11 protein-coding genes and 1 other annotated feature are annotated in these 15977 nt (G+C 63.5%); of the genes, 2 read left to right on the top strand and 9 right to left on the bottom strand.

The window, feature by feature from the left end:
* Positions 1-127: 127 nt before the first annotated feature.
* From AB5Y47_RS08920 to hisG, 9 genes are all read right to left on the bottom strand, one after another.
* Positions 128-4099 (bottom strand): PAS domain S-box protein, encoded by a 3972-nt coding sequence (locus tag AB5Y47_RS08920; protein WP_368220153.1) that lies wholly within the window; start codon positions 4097-4099, stop codon positions 128-130.
* Complete coding sequence (locus AB5Y47_RS08925) at positions 4096-6249, bottom strand: PAS domain S-box protein (protein WP_103243153.1); 2154 nt, start codon at positions 6247-6249, stop codon at positions 4096-4098. The genes AB5Y47_RS08920 and AB5Y47_RS08925 overlap by 4 nt, the downstream gene beginning before the upstream one ends.
* Positions 6242-7351: a two-component system response regulator gene (locus AB5Y47_RS08930; RefSeq protein ID WP_010674688.1), complete on the bottom strand. Its 1110-nt coding sequence runs from the start codon at positions 7349-7351 to the stop codon at positions 6242-6244. The genes AB5Y47_RS08925 and AB5Y47_RS08930 overlap by 8 nt, the downstream gene beginning before the upstream one ends.
* A gap of 132 nt (positions 7352-7483) precedes the next feature.
* A complete protein-coding gene (gene hisA / locus AB5Y47_RS08935; protein ID WP_045524835.1) occupies positions 7484-8230 on the bottom strand; it encodes a 1-(5-phosphoribosyl)-5-[(5-phosphoribosylamino)methylideneamino]imidazole-4-carboxamide isomerase in 747 nt (248 codons plus the stop codon).
* A 5-nt stretch (positions 8231-8235) separates the two neighbouring features.
* Positions 8236-8859, bottom strand: coding sequence for an imidazole glycerol phosphate synthase subunit HisH (gene hisH / locus AB5Y47_RS08940; RefSeq protein ID WP_113978456.1), 624 nt, complete (start codon positions 8857-8859; stop codon positions 8236-8238).
* Complete coding sequence (gene hisB, locus AB5Y47_RS08945; protein ID WP_042017604.1) at positions 8859-9992, bottom strand: bifunctional histidinol-phosphatase/imidazoleglycerol-phosphate dehydratase HisB; 1134 nt, start codon at positions 9990-9992, stop codon at positions 8859-8861. The genes hisH and hisB overlap by 1 nt, the downstream gene beginning before the upstream one ends.
* 19 nt (positions 9993-10011) lie before the next feature.
* The gene (gene hisC, locus AB5Y47_RS08950) at positions 10012-11082 is read right to left on the bottom strand and encodes a histidinol-phosphate transaminase (RefSeq protein WP_128295882.1); all 1071 of its coding nucleotides are present in this window, start codon (positions 11080-11082) and stop codon (positions 10012-10014) included.
* Positions 11079-12404 carry a histidinol dehydrogenase gene (gene hisD, locus AB5Y47_RS08955; protein WP_214003266.1) on the bottom strand — a complete coding sequence of 442 codons (1326 nt, stop codon included), beginning with the start codon at positions 12402-12404 and terminating at the stop codon, positions 11079-11081. Before hisD ends, hisC begins: the two co-directional genes overlap by 4 nt.
* A 30-nt stretch (positions 12405-12434) precedes the next feature.
* Positions 12435-13331 (bottom strand): ATP phosphoribosyltransferase, encoded by an 897-nt coding sequence (gene hisG / locus AB5Y47_RS08960; RefSeq protein ID WP_010674694.1) that lies wholly within the window; start codon positions 13329-13331, stop codon positions 12435-12437.
* A gap of 28 nt (positions 13332-13359) precedes the next feature.
* Positions 13360-13484, bottom strand: a sequence feature (His leader region).
* A gap of 190 nt (positions 13485-13674) precedes the next feature.
* On the opposite strand from hisG, the gene AB5Y47_RS08965 reads away from it, so the two are divergent.
* Both AB5Y47_RS08965 and AB5Y47_RS08970 read left to right on the top strand, forming a co-directional pair.
* A complete protein-coding gene (locus tag AB5Y47_RS08965; protein ID WP_128295884.1) occupies positions 13675-13920 on the top strand; it encodes a hypothetical protein in 246 nt (81 codons plus the stop codon).
* Positions 13921-13981: 61 nt separating this feature from the next.
* Positions 13982-15901 carry an ATP-dependent DNA helicase gene (locus AB5Y47_RS08970; protein ID WP_368220154.1) on the top strand — a complete coding sequence of 640 codons (1920 nt, stop codon included), beginning with the start codon at positions 13982-13984 and terminating at the stop codon, positions 15899-15901.
* Positions 15902-15977: the final 76 nt, after the last annotated feature.

The following is a 15977-nucleotide window of genomic DNA, read 5'->3' on the forward strand; positions in this document are numbered from 1 at the left end:
CGTTGGCCCGGGCGGCGGACGGGAACACGGTTGGCATGCCTTGAACGGGGGCCCATGAAGGGAGAAACGACAGGCCCGGCAGGCCGTCTCGTCGCCTCTGGGCACCCCACTATATGCATGACTTCATTCAGTGATTCAACCCTTTGTCGCCCTTCACCTGCCCCGGATGGCAGGCTGGCGCCTCGGGGAGGGGAGCCCGATCGTCCGGGTGGGTCTCGTCCGTTGCCATATGCTGGCGCAGGGTGAGCAGGGCGGCATCAAAATCAAACGCCTTCAGTTGCCTGGTCAGGGTGTCGCTGCGAGACCCCAGCATGAGGCGAAGGGGACCGGCATACTGCTCGTAGAGGGGGATCACGGCGGTGTCGCTTTGCACCAGCAGGGCTTCCATCTGGCCCAGCAGTTGCTGGCGCCACTGATCCCCCAGGGGCACCAGATCGGTGGTCGGGGCGGCGAGATCGTCCCCGAGCAGAGCGCAAAGGGCGGCGATCTCTTCATCGATGGATGACATGAGTCCGGTGGGCTCAGTGTCGCCGCCCGCGATGGCCTGCTCCAGGGCCAGGCAGTGGCGCGACAGCTCACGTGCCCCCAGGGTGCTCGCCACGCCGCGCAGGCTGTGGACCATGCGGGTTGCACCGTTGTGCTCCCCGGCCTGCAAGTGGCGGTGCAGCCGGGCCATGTCCTGGCCATGCTCATGGATGAAGTAGCGAAGCAGGGCCAGGTATTTCTCCTGATTGCCGTTGAGGGTCGCCAGCCCCTGGTCGAGATCCAGGCCCGGGTGTGCCTGCAGGCGGGCAAGGGGGCCTGTCACGGGATGGCGAGTGCTGTCGTCCGGGGCAAGCTCGGGGACCTTGCCCTGGGGCAACCAGCGCTGCAGGGCTTCAAACAGCTTGGCGGGGGTGACGGGTTTGGCAATGAAATCGTTCATGCCGGCCGATGCGCTCGCCTTTCTGTCCTCCTCAAAGGCGCTGGCGGTGAGCGCCAGGATGGGCAGCCTGTCCATGCCGGGCAGGGCCCGGATGGCGCGGGTGGCGCTGTAGCCATCCATCACCGGCATCTGTATGTCCATCAGGATGAGGTCGAAGGGATGCTGGCTGACGAGGGCCAGGGCCTCCTGGCCGTTGACGGCCGTCTCGATGACGAGGCCGCTGTGGCACAGGAGCTCGAGCACCACTTCCCGGTTGATGGCGTTGTCTTCCACCAGCAGGATCCGGGCGTGGCGAGGGAAGCTGAAGGCCTGTTGGTTCCCCTGCTCGGACGGGGTCCGGGAAGGGGCGTCCTCCTTTGCCTTGAACAGCCTGGCGGTAAACCAGAAGCAGCTTCCCTGGCCTGGCTCGCTGGTGACTCCGACCTCACCCCCCATCAGGGCGGCGATCCGGCTGGTGATTGCAAGGCCAAGGCCAGTGCCGCCATATCTGCGAGTGGTGGAGACATCCGCCTGTTCGAACGCCTGGAACAGCTTCTCGCGCTGCGCAGGGGTGATGCCGATGCCGGTGTCTTCCACCTCGAAGCGCAGCAGGTAGCCGGTGGTGAGGGGGCGGGCCAGCCTGACGCGCAGGGTGACGGTTCCCTGCTCGGTGAACTTGATGGCGTTGGTCGCATAGTTGAGCAGGGCCTGGCGCAGGCGGGTGATGTCGCCGTGCACCCAGGCGGGGGTATCGCCGATGTCCGTCACTATGGTGAGCCCCTTGGCCCTGGCCTGGTCGTTCATCAGGGCGCGGACGTTGTCCAGCATGGCGGTGAGGGAGAAATCGGTCAGCTCCAGCGTCATCTTGCCCGCATCGATCTTGGAGAGATCTAGGATGTCGTTGAGGATGCTGAGCAGGTGCTGGGCGGCAGTGTCTATCTTGGTCAGCCGTTCGAGGTCGGTGGGATCCCGGGTGTCGCGCTTGAGCAGATAGGTGAGCCCCAGGATGGCGTTCATGGGGGTGCGGATCTCGTGGCTCATATTGGCAAGGAAGGCGCTCTTGGCGTGGTTGGCGCTTTCGGCCCGCTGGTGGGCCTGGGCCAGCTGCCGGGTGCGCTCGTTGACCATCTCCTCCAGGTGGTAGCGATACTGGTCCAGCTCCTCGCCGAGCTGCTTCTTCTCGGTGATGTCGGCCTGGACCGTGACGTAGTGGGTGATTTCGCCGCTCTCCTGGCGGATCGGCGACACCGTGGCCAGCACCTGGTAGTGGGAGCCATCCTTGCGCTGGTTGATGAATTCGCCATGCCAGCGCTGGCCGTGGTTGATGGCATCCCACAGGGCGACATAGCTGGCATCCGGGGTGAGGCCCGAGCGCAGCAGGGACGGGGTCCGGCCTATCACTTCGTGCTGCTGGTAACCGCTGGCGGCGAGGAAGGCGGGGTTGACGTACTCGATGCGCGCCCGGGTGTCGGTGATGAAGACGCCGTCAGGGCTCTGTTCGAGGGCCAGGGACAACTGGCGCAACTGCTGCTCGGCCAGCTTGCTCTGGGTGATGTCCAGATGGATGCCAAGGAGGCGCACGGGTCGCTGCTGGGCGTCCCGATAGACGCTCCCTTTGCTCACCAGCCAGCGGATGCCGCCATCTGGCAGCAGGATCCTGAACTCCAGCTCGACGGGGGCGCCGCTGACCGCCCGCTCCGCCAGCAACTGCTCGATGCGGGGCCTGTCATCCGGATGCAGGCAGGCCTGCCAGGCTGCCAGCTCGCCGAGCACCTCGGCACTGCGGCCATAGAGGCGGGCGCATTCCGGCGAGAAGAAGAGACGGTTGCTGACCATGTCCCATTCCCAGATGCCGACATGGGCCCCTTCCTGGGCCATCAGCAGGCGCTGCTCGCTCTCGCGCAGGGCGCTGCTGACGGTTTCGGCGCGCACCCGTGCACTGATGGCGTCGTCCATCAGGTTCAGGGCTGCGAGGCGAGCACGACGCTGGGTATCGAGCGCCATCTGCTGATTGTGTTGCAGGCGCTGCTCCGCGAGCTTGCGCTCTGTGATGTCCTGCACGGTGCCGTAGAGCTCGAGTATGGTGCCATCCCTGTCCCTGAGCGCCGCCCCGCGGGCAATGACCCAGGCGGTCTCCCCCTGCTCCGTGATCACTTCGGCATCGCACTCGTAGGGCTGCCCGTCCATCCTGCAGCGCTCGACGGCCTGGGCCACCGTGTGCCACCCCTCCTGAGTGAAGTATTTTCTGACCTCGGGATAGACGGCGGGGGGGAGGGCCGGATCCCGGCCATAGATGCGATAGATCTCCGGTGACCAGAAGTGGCTGTCATCGGCCACGCGCCAGCGCCAGTTCCCTATCTTGGCGAGACGCTGGGACTCGCGCAGTATGGCTTCGTTGCGGCGCAGCGCCTCCTCGGTCTCCTTGTTCTGCCGGTTGTCCTCGATGATGGAAATGAAGTAGTCGGGATTACCTTCGGCGTCGCGCACCAGGGCCACTGTCAGAGTGGTCCAGATGATCTCGCCCCCCTTGTGCAGGTAGCGCTTCTCCAGGGTGTAGTGGGGGATAGTTCCCGCCAGTACCCGGGCCACATGGGCCTCATCGAGGTAGAGATCGTCCGGGTGGGTCAACTGCTGGAACGTCATCCCGGTGAGTTCGTCGGCCCGGTAGCCCAGGATGTGGCACAGCCGCTGATTGACACGCAGCCAGTGTCCATCGGGGGAGACCAGGGCGATGCCGACCGCCGCCTGTTCGAAGGTGACCTGGAAGCGGTTCTCGCTCTGCTGCAACTGGTTCTGGGTGTTCATCAGCTCCTGCCAGCGCAGGACCTCTCTGGCCCGGGCGCGATGAAAGGCAGCACTGAGCACGCTGATGAGCAGTCCGTTGGCGATGAGCAGGCACCATTGCACCAGATCCTGGCCAGCCTCGACACTCAGTGAATAGATGGGGGGGAGCATGAAATAGCTGGTGACCAGGGCGGTGATCAGGGTGCAGAGCAGACCTGGCAACAAGCCCCCCAACAGGGCGCAAACGATGATGGGCAGCATGAAGAGAACCAGCAGCGGTCGCTCACCAAAGGCGATGGGCAGCTGGACACGGATTTGCAACATCAGAACGGGCAGCAGCACGGCCAGCAGGGAGATCCCCCAGCGCTGGGTGGAGGGGCGCACATGCCACAGGGGTGACCAGCTCATCATGGGAGATCCTCCGGTGGCATGGGGGCCTGGGGATAGGGGGGCGGCACTCCGAGCTGACGGGAGAGCCCGTTGATCTGGTGCTTGAGGGCCAGCATGGCGAGCTCCCTGTCTACCATCACCTTGTTGAACCGCTCCAGCTCATGGTTCTGCTGGCGCAGCTCGCTGGCCTGGCGGGTCAGGGCCTGTTCAACCTGCTCCCGTTCGGTGACATCGAGCAGAATGCCGATGATGGCGGGCTGGCCGAGGTAGTCGACGCGCCGCCCGTACAGCTCGACCTCTAGGGATTCCCCGTGCTGATGCAGGGCACTGAAGCGGGTGTGGATATCGCGCGCGTCCTGCTCGCACGCGTGCACCAGCTCGGCGACCCTGGTGCTGTCCTTGGGAGCGGCAAGGGCGTGCAACTGGCCAACGGCGATCAGCGCCCCCGGGGTGTCATAGCCAAACAGTCGGGCAAAACAGGGGTTGATGTAGCAGAGCCGACCCTGCTGGATGATGTAGATCCCGGCAAGGGATTGCTCCACCAGTGCACGGAACAGCCCCTCCCGCTCTCGCAAGTCGGCCTCGGCCCGTTTGAAGTCCGTGATGTCCCGAGAGATGCCGAAGATCCCGATCACCTGCCCCTCGCTGTCTTGCAAGGGGCCTTTGGTTGCGAGAAACACATGCTCGCCATCGGGCAGGGTCAGGTACTCCTCCTCGGTCTGCACCCGGTTGCGCTCTATGACCTGGCGCCCGGATGCCATCAGCATCTGCGCCTGCTGCGGCGGGAAGAGCGTCAGATCATCCTGGCCCAGCACCTCGTCAACCGGCTTGCCGACAAACTGGCTGGCGGCCCGGTTGAAGAGGATGTATCTGCCCTCCTTGTTCTTGGCGAAGATGGCGTCTTCCGAGCTGTCGGCGATGGCGGAGAGCAGTTGCAAGGCCTCCAGCCGCTGGGACTGGGAGTGCTGAAGCTGCTCGGCCATCTGCAGCCGGGTGTGCTGGCGCAGCAGGATGATGCCGGCGTTGGTGACAAAGAGCACCAGCAGGCCGATGAGACCGATCCAGACGCTCTCCTTGAAGGTGGCCTGGTAGAGTTCCGCCTTGTCGATCTTGGCCAGCAGGTACCAGTCCGTGTTCATGACCGGATAGACAACCCCGAAGACCTCGCTGCCCCGGTAATCCTGGCCATAAAGCACCTGGGGCGTGCCGCGTTCGGCGAGCCGCAAATACTGGGCAGCCAGCAGGGTGGGGTGGGTGACGGGATAGTGCAGGGTGAGAGCCGGTTCCGGGCGATAGCGCAGGCTGCTCAGATAGTGGACCTGATCCCCCTGCTGGCGAAACAGAATGGCTTCTCCGCTGCTGTCTGGGACGGGCCAGGACCCCAGGATCTGATCGAGCCAGCGATTTGCGCTTATCTGCATCACCAGCACGGGGGCAGGTCCTGCAGCAACCTCCAGATTGACCAGAAAGTCCAGCCTGGCGTGACCGCGATCATCGAGATAGGGACCAAGACGCATGACGTTGCCCTGCTCGAGCCGTGGCAGGGCGTCACGCAACGTGGCATTCATGGTGTCGCCACCCGGGGTATGCCACAGGGGCTGTCCGGCAGGATTGAACACGGCCGCACCGTGAAATCCGCGTACCGAGATGAATTCGAGCAGCCTTGCCAGTGGTGGCGTGATCGCTTCGGGTGAGGATGGTGCTTGTCCGGGACGATAGAAATCAGTACTGCCCAGACCCTTTATGAGCTGGTGAATATCCTGCTCGTGGGTTCCGAGCCACTCGGTGACGCGCTGGCTCTTGAGATCCGCGATGGCTTCGAGACGAGCCACCTCCTTGTTGCGTGCCAGTTCGATGTTGCGGGCGATGGCCATGGCGGTCAGGGCCAAAATGAGCCCGTTGAGCAACAGGAAGGGGATCCATTGACGCCTCGTAAAGACAGGTGTGCTGCCGGTGGAGTCAATGCGACGACGCAGCATGGCATAAAGCATGAGGGCCGTGATGAGGATGAAGAGCCAGCCCTTGATGGTGCTTGCCATGGCGAACTGGGCAGGGGTGCTGAACAGCCACTCCACCGCCTTGTCGGAGAGCAGGATCCACAGGCTTGCCACGGCGGCATAGGTGAGCACGACGTTGAGCACATGTGCCCGGGTCAGGGGAGCCTCAGCCATCCACGGCCTCGCTGCCATCCTGGTAGCGTTCGGCAATGGTGACGAACGCGTCGAAATGGCGATCGAAGGCGGTCACGACATCGGGATCGAAATGGTGGCCGCTGCCGGAGAGGATGAGGGCGCGAGCCTCGTCGTAGCTCATGGCCGGCTTGTAGACCCTGGCGCAGATGAGGGCGTCAAACACGTCTGCCAGCGCCATCAGGCGGGCCGAGAGGGGTATGGCGTCCCCTTGCAAGCCATCCGGGTAGCCGCTGCCATCCCACTTCTCGTGGTGCCAGTGGGCGATCTCCTTGGCCAGGGTGAGGAAGGCCAGGGGCTGCTCCATGTCCTGTTCGGCCTCCTCGATGGCATCGCTGCCGAGCTTGGCGTGGGTGCGCATGATCTGCCACTCCTCCGGGGTCAGCTTGCCCGGCTTGAGCAGGATGTGGTCGGGAATGCCCACCTTGCCGATATCATGAAGCGGTGCGGAGCGGCTCAGCAGATCGATGTAACCCGGGGTCAGGGTATCGGCGAAACGGGGGTGATCAGCCAGGGCGCTCGCCAGCAGACGCACATAGCCCTGGGTGCGCAGGATATGGTTGCCGGTTTCGGGGTCGCGGATCTCCGCCAGATGGGCGAGGGCGCGGATGGAGACCTGCTGGATCAGGTCGTTTTCCGCCATTCGCCGCGCGACCTCGGCTTCCAGCGCCGCATTCTGGTTTTGCAGACCGTCACGGGCCTGCTTGGCCTCCAGCTGGGTACGCACCCGGGCCTGAACGACCACCGGTTTGATGGGCTTGGTGATGTAATCAGCGGCGCCGAGGGAGAGGCCGAACTCCTCGCTCTGGGGGTCGGCGAGGGCGGTGAGCAGAACGACGGGAATACGGCTGCTGATCGGGGACTGACGCAATTGCCTGAGCACTTCATAACCATCCATGCCGGGCATCATCACATCCAGCAGGATGAGGTCAGGCTTTGGATCCGCGCTGACGATGCGCAGGCATTTTTCCCCGCTCTGCGCAGCCAGCACGCGGTAATGAGGCGAAAGCAATTCGGTCAGTACCATCAGATTTTCGGGTGAGTCGTCGACGATCAGGATGGTGGCGTTGTGAGGTGTCAACATATGTCTTCCATGACGCTATCCCTGTGAGGTCGAGTATAGAGCCAATTGCTGCCAAATCATAAGGTTCGCCCCCATCGGGGAGAAAGAGGCCTGCCCGGATGGGCAGGCTGTCTGATGCCGGAAAGGGGCGCGTCACGCAGCGCGGCCGTCACCCCAGCAGTGAATGGCTTCTGCCACGTCAAACTTGCCCTCCAGCAGGGCACGGCCGAGGATGATCCCCTTGACGCCGGTTCCCTTGAGCGCCTCGATATCCGCCAGACCGCCGATACCGCCGGACGCCTGGAAGCCGACGCTCGGGTAGCGGGCGCAGAGATCCCGGTAGAGTTCGACGTTGGTGCCCGCCAGGGTACCGTCCCGGCTGATGTCGGTGCAGAGCACGTGTCTGAGTCCGGCGGGGAGGAAGCGCTCGATCAGCGCCTCGATGGAGATGCCGCTGTTCTCCTGCCAGCCAGCCACTGCGATGTGGCGGTTGCCCTGTTCATCGATGTTGACATCCAGGGCCAGCACGATGCGCTCGGGGCCATATTTCTCCATCCAGCTGGCCACCAGATCCGGGGATTTGACGGCGGTGGAACCGATCACCACCCGGCTGGCGCCGGCCGCCAGCAAGTCGGCCACGTCCTGTTCGCTGCGCACGCCGCCGCCGACCTGCACCGGTGCCTCGGTGGCGGACAGCAGCTGGGCGATGAGGGCCAACTGGCGGGCCTTGGCATCCTTGGCGCCGTCCAGATCCACCAGGTGCAGCTGCGCCGCCCCCTGGCTGACATAGTCATCGAAGCGGGCCTGCGGGTTGTCGCTGTAGGCGGTTTTCTGGCCGTAGTCGCCCTGATAGAGGCGCACGACCTGACCGTTGATGAGGTCGATTGCGGGAATAATCATGCCTGTCATAGCTCCAGAAAGTTTTGCAGTAGGCGGGCACCGGCCGGGCCGGATCGCTCCGGGTGGAATTGGGCGCCAAAGAAGTTGTCCCGCCCGACGATGGCGGTAAAGGGCAGGCCGTAGTCGCAGGTCGCCAGGGTCGCGTCGGTCACCTCCAGCGCATAGGAGTGGACAAAGTAGAAGTAGCTGCCGCTGGGAATGCCTTTGAGTAGCGGGTGGGTTTCGTCGTGCTCAATCTGGTTCCAGCCCATGTGGGGCAGGCGCAGGTTGCCCACCTCCATCAGGCGGATCCTGCCAGGCACGATGCCGAGGCAGTCGATGAGCGCTCCTTCGCTGCCATCGGTGCTCATGTTCTCTTCCGAGGCCTGTGCCAGCATCTGCATGCCGAGGCAAAAACCGAGCAGCGGCTGCTTGGCGGCGCGAATGAGGGGCACCAGTTCCCGCTCATTGAGGTTCTTCATGGCGGCGATGGCGGTGCCGACGCCGGGCAGGATCAGCTTGTCCGCCTGCTCGATGTCGGCGGCCTTGCAGCTCACCCTGGGCTGCACGCCGAGGCGCTCGAACGCCATGCGCACCGAGGCGAGGTTGGCGCAGCCGGTGTCGATGATGACCAGGTTCTGTTTCCCCATCACAGCACCCCCTTGCTGGAGGGAAGCTCGCTCCCTTCCACGCGAATGGCCTGGCGCAGGGCGCGCCCAAAGCCTTTGAACAGCGCCTCCACCTGATGGTGGGTGTTGCCGCTGCCCACCTTCATCTGCAAGGTGATGGCCATGGCGTCAGAGAGGGAGCGGAAGAAGTGGGGCACCATCTCGGTGGCCATCTCTCCCACGCTGTCGCGACCAAAGCCGCTCGGGCAGTCGAACACGAAGTAGGGACGGCCGCTCAGATCCAGCGCCGTGGCCACGTCCAGCTCGGTCAGCGAGGTGTTGTCAGCCTCCTGGCGGGGACGCCCATCGATCACCGCCTGCACCTCGTCCATCGCCAGCACGAAGCCGAAGCGGCCGATGCCGCGCTTGTTGCCAAGGGCCTGGCGCAGGGCTTGACCCAGCGCCAATCCCACATCTTCCACCGTGTGGTGATCGTCGATGTGCAGATCGCCGCTCACTTTGAGCTTGAGGCGAAAGCCCGCGTGGGTCGCTATCTGATCCAGCATGTGATCGAAGAAGCCGATGCCGGTGGCGATCTGGTTGCCACCGCTCTTGTCGAGATCCACCGCCACCTGGATGCGGGTCTCCTTGGTGTAGCGCTCCACCTCGGCCACGCGCCCCTTGGAGAGCAGCTGATCACGAATGGCAGTCCAGCCGTGATCTTGCGGGTGGTAGCGTATGCCGCGGATGCCCATGTTTTCGGCAAGCTGGATGTCGGTCTGTCTGTCGCCAATCACGAAGGAGTTGGCAAAGTCGATGCGGCCCGAGGCGAGATACTCCTTCACCAGCCCAAGGTGAGGCTTGCGGCAGCTGCAACCGTCGGTGGGGAAGTGGGGACAGATCAGCACTTGCTCCCAGGTGACGCCCTGGGATTCGAAGAGGTGCATCATCAGGTCGTGAGGCGGCTGGAAGTTTTCAAGGGGCAGGCTGGCGGTGCCGAGCCCATCCTGGTTGGTCACCATCACCAGCACGTAGCCGGCGGCCTGGAGCTCACGCAGCACAGGTATCACCATGGGCTCGAAGCGCAGCTTCGCAAGACTGTCCACCTGCTTGTCGGTGACCGGCTCCTCGATCAGGGTGCCGTCACGGTCGATAAACAAAAACGGGGTTTTCATCGCTACATCCTTGCTTGTCTTACAGAGAGGGTGGGGGCAGGTCACGCAGCACGGCCAGCACGGCGTCCATTTCGCCCTGATAGCCGATGGTGATGCGGATGCTGTTGTCAAGGCCAGGCTTGCTGGAGAAATCACGCAAGATGATGCCGGCGGCCTTCATGGCGGCGAACACGGCGGCGCCATCTTTGAAGCGCACCAGCACGAAGTTGCCCTTGTCCTCGAACACTTCCTTGACGCAGGGCAGACGAAGCAGCTCCGCCTTGATGAGCGCCTTTTGCTTGTTGAGCTCCTGCACCCGCTCCTGCATCAGTTCCAGCCCCATGGGAGAGAGCGCCTGGGCGGCAATCTGGGCGATGGGGTCGGGAATGGGGTAGGGCGCGATCACCTTGGCCAGCATGGCAATCACCTCGGGATCCCCCAAAGTAAAGCCGCAGCGGATCCCCGCCAGCGCGAAGGCCTTGGAGAGGGTGCGGGTCACCACCAGGTTCGGGTATTGGGCCAGCAGGTCCACCACGGAGGCCTCCGGGCAGAACTCGATGTAGGCCTCGTCCACGACGATGATGGCGCGGTCCCGTGCCTTCTCCAGCAGGGCGACGAGTCCCTTGCGGCCCACCAGATCCCCGGTGGGATTGTTGGGGGAGCAGAGGAACACCAGCTTCACGTCAGAGAGGCGATCGGCGATGGCGGGCCAGTCCGGCTGACGGCTGGCGGTCAATGGCTGCTCGACAATCCCCACGCCACAGGTCTCGGCGCTGATGGCGTACATGCCGTAGGTGGGGGGGCAGATGAGGATCTGATCTTCCCCCGCCTCGCAGAAGGTGCGGATCAGCAGCTCGATGGCCTCGTCGGCGCCGCGGCTCACCAGCACCTGATCCGGATTGATCCCGGCGTAGGCGGCATAGCCATTCACCACCTCGGCCGGCTGGCACTCGGGATAGCGGTTGAGGCGGCTCCCCTCGACGGTGAAGGGATAGGCCAGGGGTGCCTCGTTGGCATTGAGCCAGACGTGGCCCTTGCCGCCGATGCGGCGAGCGGACTGGTAGGGTGTGAGAGCCCGCACGACGCGACGGGCCAGATTGACGATGCTCATGACAAATCCTTCTGCTGTGCTGTTTGTTGGGGCTCGGCGGCCAGGGCGTTCAACCTGAGGGTGACGGCATGCTTGTGGGCATCGAGTCCCTCGGCCTGGGCGATGCGCTGGACAATGGGGCCAAGGCCGCGAATGCCGTCTGCAGTGAGCTCTTGAACCGTGTAGCGGCGCTGATAGTCGGCAAGCCCCAGGCTCGAGCAGGTGCGGGCATAGCCGTAGGTGGGCAGGGTGTGGTTGGTGCCGCTGGCGTAATCACCGACCGATTCCGGAGTCCATGCCCCAAGGAAGATGGAGCCCGCGTTCTCGAGCTTGTCCAGCAGATCCCGGGGGGCCCGGGTCTGCACGATGAGGTGTTCCGGGGCATAGGCGTTGGAGATGGCGCAGGCCTCCTCCAGGCTGTCGCAGAGGATCACCAGGCTTGCCTTCAGGGCTTGCTCGGCGATGTCGCGGCGGCTGAGGTCGGCGAGCTGCGCCTGGATCTCGCTGCCGATGGCATCGGCCAGGGGAGCGGAGGTGGTCACCAGCACCACCTGGCTGTCGGGGCCGTGCTCGGCCTGGGAGAGCAGGTCCGATGCCACGAAGGCCGGGTTGGCGCTCTCGTCTGCGATCACCAGTACCTCGGAGGGGCCGGCTGGCATGTCGATGGCGGCGCCCCGCCAGTCACGGGAAACCTGGCCCTTGGCTTCGGTCACATAGGCGTTGCCCGGGCCGAAGATCTTGTCCACCTTGGGGATGGTTTGCGTGCCATAGGCCATGGCCGCGATGGCCTGGGCGCCGCCGATGGCGAACACCTGACGGACGCCACAGGCGCGGGCGGCAAACAGGATCTCGTCGCTCGCCGGAGACGGGGTACAGAGCACCACCTCACGGCAACCGGCCAGGCTTGCCGGAATGGCCAGCATCATCACGGTGGAGGGGAGCGGCGCGCTGCCTCCCGGGACATAGAGGCCGACCCGGCTGATGGGTTGGGTGCGCAGCTCGCACAGTACCCCGGGCTGGGTTTCGACTCGGACGACGGGCTGTACCTGGGCGGCGTGGAAGGTACGGATATTGGCGATGGCGGCCTCAATGGCACCCTTGATGTCATCACCGAGTCGAGCGCAGGCGGCATCCACTTCCGCGTCGCTCACCCGAAGCTGTTCGCGGGGCGCGCGTTCGAAACGCTGGCTCAGCTCGCGCAGGGCCTCATCGCCCCGGCTGCGTACCGCAGCAATGATGTCTCGCACCACGGTACCGATGTCGGCTTCGTCGCCAAGGGCGGGTCGGGTCAGGACCTCGGCTTGCCGGGCGGGGGAGAGGGTCTTCCAGATCAGGGTCTGCATGATGTGTCTTCCTTATTCCATCATCTCGGCTTATTCCATCATCTTTTCAATGGGCAGCACCAGGATGGAGCTGGCACCCAGGGCCTTGAGCTGTTCCATGGTCTCCCAGAACAGGGTTTCGCTGGAGACGACGTGCAGGGCCACCTGGTTGGTGTCACCGGCGAGCTGCATGATGGTGGGACGCTCCGCCCCCGGCAGCAGATCGGTGATGGCATCGAGCTTGTCTTTGGGGGCGTGCAGCATGATGTATTTGCTTTCGCGTGCCTGCTGCATCCCCTGGATGCGGGGCAGCAGCTTGTCGATGAGTTTCTGCTTGGCATCGTTCAGGGGGTTGGGGGCCTGCACCAGGACGGCCTTGGAGCGGTAGATCACCTCGACCTCTTTCAGGCCGTTGGCTTCCAGGGTTGCGCCGGTGGAGACCAGATCGCAGATGGCATCGGCCAGACCCGCGCGGGGGGCCACTTCCACCGAGCCGCCCAGCATCACGCTCTTGAAGCCCAGGCCCTTCTCGTCGAAGAAGCGCTTGAGCAGACCGGGGTAGGAGGTGGCGATGCGTTTGCCGGCCAGGCTCTCGGGTCCTGTGTAGTTGACATCGTCCGGCACCGCCAGAGAGAGGCGGCAGCCGCCGAAGTCGAGCTGCTTGAGGGTCTTCACCGCAAAGGGCTGCCCCTGGGCTGCGCGGATGAGCTGCACCTCTTCGAGAACGTTCTCGCCGATGATGCCAAGATCGACCACCCCTTCCATCACCAGACCCGGGATGTCGTCATCACGCACTCGCAGAATGTCGATGGGCATGTTCTCGACATGGGCGATGAGGCGCTGTTCCCGCAGGTTGATCTTGAGGCCGCAGCTCTTGAAGAGGGCCTGGGAATCCTGGCTCAGACGACCGGATTTTTGCATGGCGATGCGCAGACGTTGTGTTTCCATTGCTCGATTTCCTTTTAGTCAAAAACGAAAAAACCCTCGGAAGTATGTGCTTCCGAGGGTTCATGAATCTTGCGGTCCTTTTGGAAGTCACCAGTTAAGTGTCTTCCAGCAGTCAACCTCCTGAAAGACTATTCGGGATGATGATGGTGATGATGAGTCTTCAGGTTGGTGAACTTCATGATGTAATCAATCCTTTACAAATCAGATGCCGTTGTTGACGCCCGGTTTAAACTACCTGCCTTGACAGAAAATGCAACCGAAAAATGTGATCCGGACGATTAAAGTTGAGAAAACGGTTTTCTGGTCGATAACTAGACAATGAGATGCCAAAGGAGGCGACATCATGCCCAGCCAGGACCTGTTATTTCCCATCCTGCCCCGCGCACCCTCGACACCGAGCCCGGATGACATCAAGCGGGAGGTGACCCAGATCAGCCAGAAACATCAGCTGCGCAAGATAGGCACCGACAATGGCGGCGGTGGCCAGCATCGCCAGCAGAGAGAGCAGCCGCCAAAGCCTGATCAACCAGCGGTGCAGGATGATGATCACAAACCGGATCCGGACCACCGGATTGATCTCTTCGTCTGAACGCATTATCAGTCCCGCTTTTTCCGCGCTTTTGGCATAATGCCCGCTTTTGCAGCGGGACATGCCTTTGACCATCATCCAGACCCTGTTCAAGCCAGACGGCCCCCTGGCCCGCCATATTGACGGCTTCAAGGCCCGTGCCCCGCAACTGGAGATGGCCGAAGCGGTGTCGCGCGCCATCAAGCAAGGTGGCCGCTTGCTGGTGGAGGCTGGAACGGGCACTGGCAAAACCTATGCCTATCTGGTGCCTGCGCTGGAATCCGGCAAGCGGGTGGTGATCAGCACCGGGTCCAAGAACCTGCAAGAGCAGCTCTTTTATCGGGATCTGCCCACCATCACGGGGGCGCTTCACTACACCCCGCCGGTGGCATTGCTCAAGGGGCGCAGCAATTACCTCTGCATCGAGCGGATGAACCGGCTGTTGAGTGAATCCCATCTGCAAAAGCCCGAGATCCTGAGCGATCTCGTGAAGGTCAAATCCTGGTCGACCGCCACCGACAACGGCAATGTGGGAGATATCCCGGGGCTACAGGAGAACGCCGAGATCCTTGCCCACGTCACCAGCACCAACGACAACTGCCTGGGTCGCGACTGCCCCTATTACGATGATTGTCACCTGGTCATCGCCCGGCGCCGTGCCATGGACGCCCAGGTAGTGGTGATCAACCACCACCTCTTTTTCGCCGACATGGCGGTCAAAGACACCGGCTTTGGCGAGCTGGTGCCCGAGGCGCAGGTCTATGTATTCGACGAGGCGCACCAGCTGCCCGAGATCGCCAGCCACTACTTCGGCAAGTCCGTGGGCAGCCGCACCATCCAGGATTTGGCGCAGGATATCCAGCTCGCCTACCGGGCAGAGGCTCATGACATGGCCCAGCTTGGCAAGGCGGCGGACAGGCTCGCCATTGCCAGTCAGGATCTGCGCCTTGCCTTCGGCGTGGAGGGGGGGCGCGGCAACACCCGGGATCTGCTGAGACAATCCCTCTGGGCCCAGGCGCTGGCTCGCCTCAACGATGCCATCGGGCTCTGTTATGAAGTGCTGAAACTGGCGCTCGGGCGAGGGGAGCAGCTGGATCACTGTTTCGAGCGCATCAGTGAGCTGCGTACTCGCCTTGGGGAGGTGCTGGCGGTCAACCAGACTGGTTTCTCCTACTGGTATGACTGTTCGCGTCTGCACTTTACCCTCAATCTGACGCCGCTGTCGGTCGCCGAGCGCTTCGGTGCCGAGGTGCAGCGCCCCGAGGTGGCCTGGGTCTTCACCTCGGCCACCTTGACGGTGGACAATCGCTTCGCCCACTTCGTCGCCGAGATGGGGCTGGCCGGCAGCGCCGAACTCATTCTCGACAGTCCGTTCGATTACGCCGAGCAGGCGCGCCTGTGCGTACCCCGTTTCCTGCCAGAGCCCAATGCCTTCGGGCGCGGGGAGCAGCTGGCGACCCTGATGATCCCCCTCATCAACAAGACGCCGGGGGGGTGCTTCTTCCTCTGCACCAGCCATCAGGTGATGCGCCAGGTGGCTGAGGTGCTACGCCGGGAAATCGGCCGCACCGTCCTGCTGCAAGGGGAAGACAACAAGCAGCGGCTGCTCAAGACCTTCGTGGAAAACGGTCGGGCCGTGCTGGTAGCCACCAGCAGTTTCTGGGAAGGGATAGACGTGCGGGGGGCGGCATTGTCCTGTGTTATCATCGACAAGCTGCCCTTTGCGAGCCCGGACGATCCCCAGCTCAAGGCACGGGTGGAGGATTGCAAGCTCAAGGGGGGAGATCCCTTTGCCGAGCTGCAGTTGCCCAAGGCGGTGATTGCCCTCAAGCAGGGGGTGGGGCGGCTCATCCGTGATCGCAGTGATCACGGCGTACTGGTTATTTGTGATCCCCGGGTGGTCAACAAGCCCTATGGCGCCACCTTCATCAAGAGCCTGCCTGCTATTCCACGGACCCGGGAGCTGGCGACCCTGGGAGAATTTTTCGGACCACGGGAGTGAGTCCGCCGCGCCGGGGCTGATTGCACCCGGCCATGCATGACGGCAGGCCTTGGCCATGCTGACGATTTAACTGACT

The sequence above is a fragment of the Aeromonas sp. R7-2 genome, assembly GCF_040908105.1.
GTDB lineage: Bacteria > Pseudomonadota > Gammaproteobacteria > Enterobacterales > Aeromonadaceae > Aeromonas > Aeromonas caviae.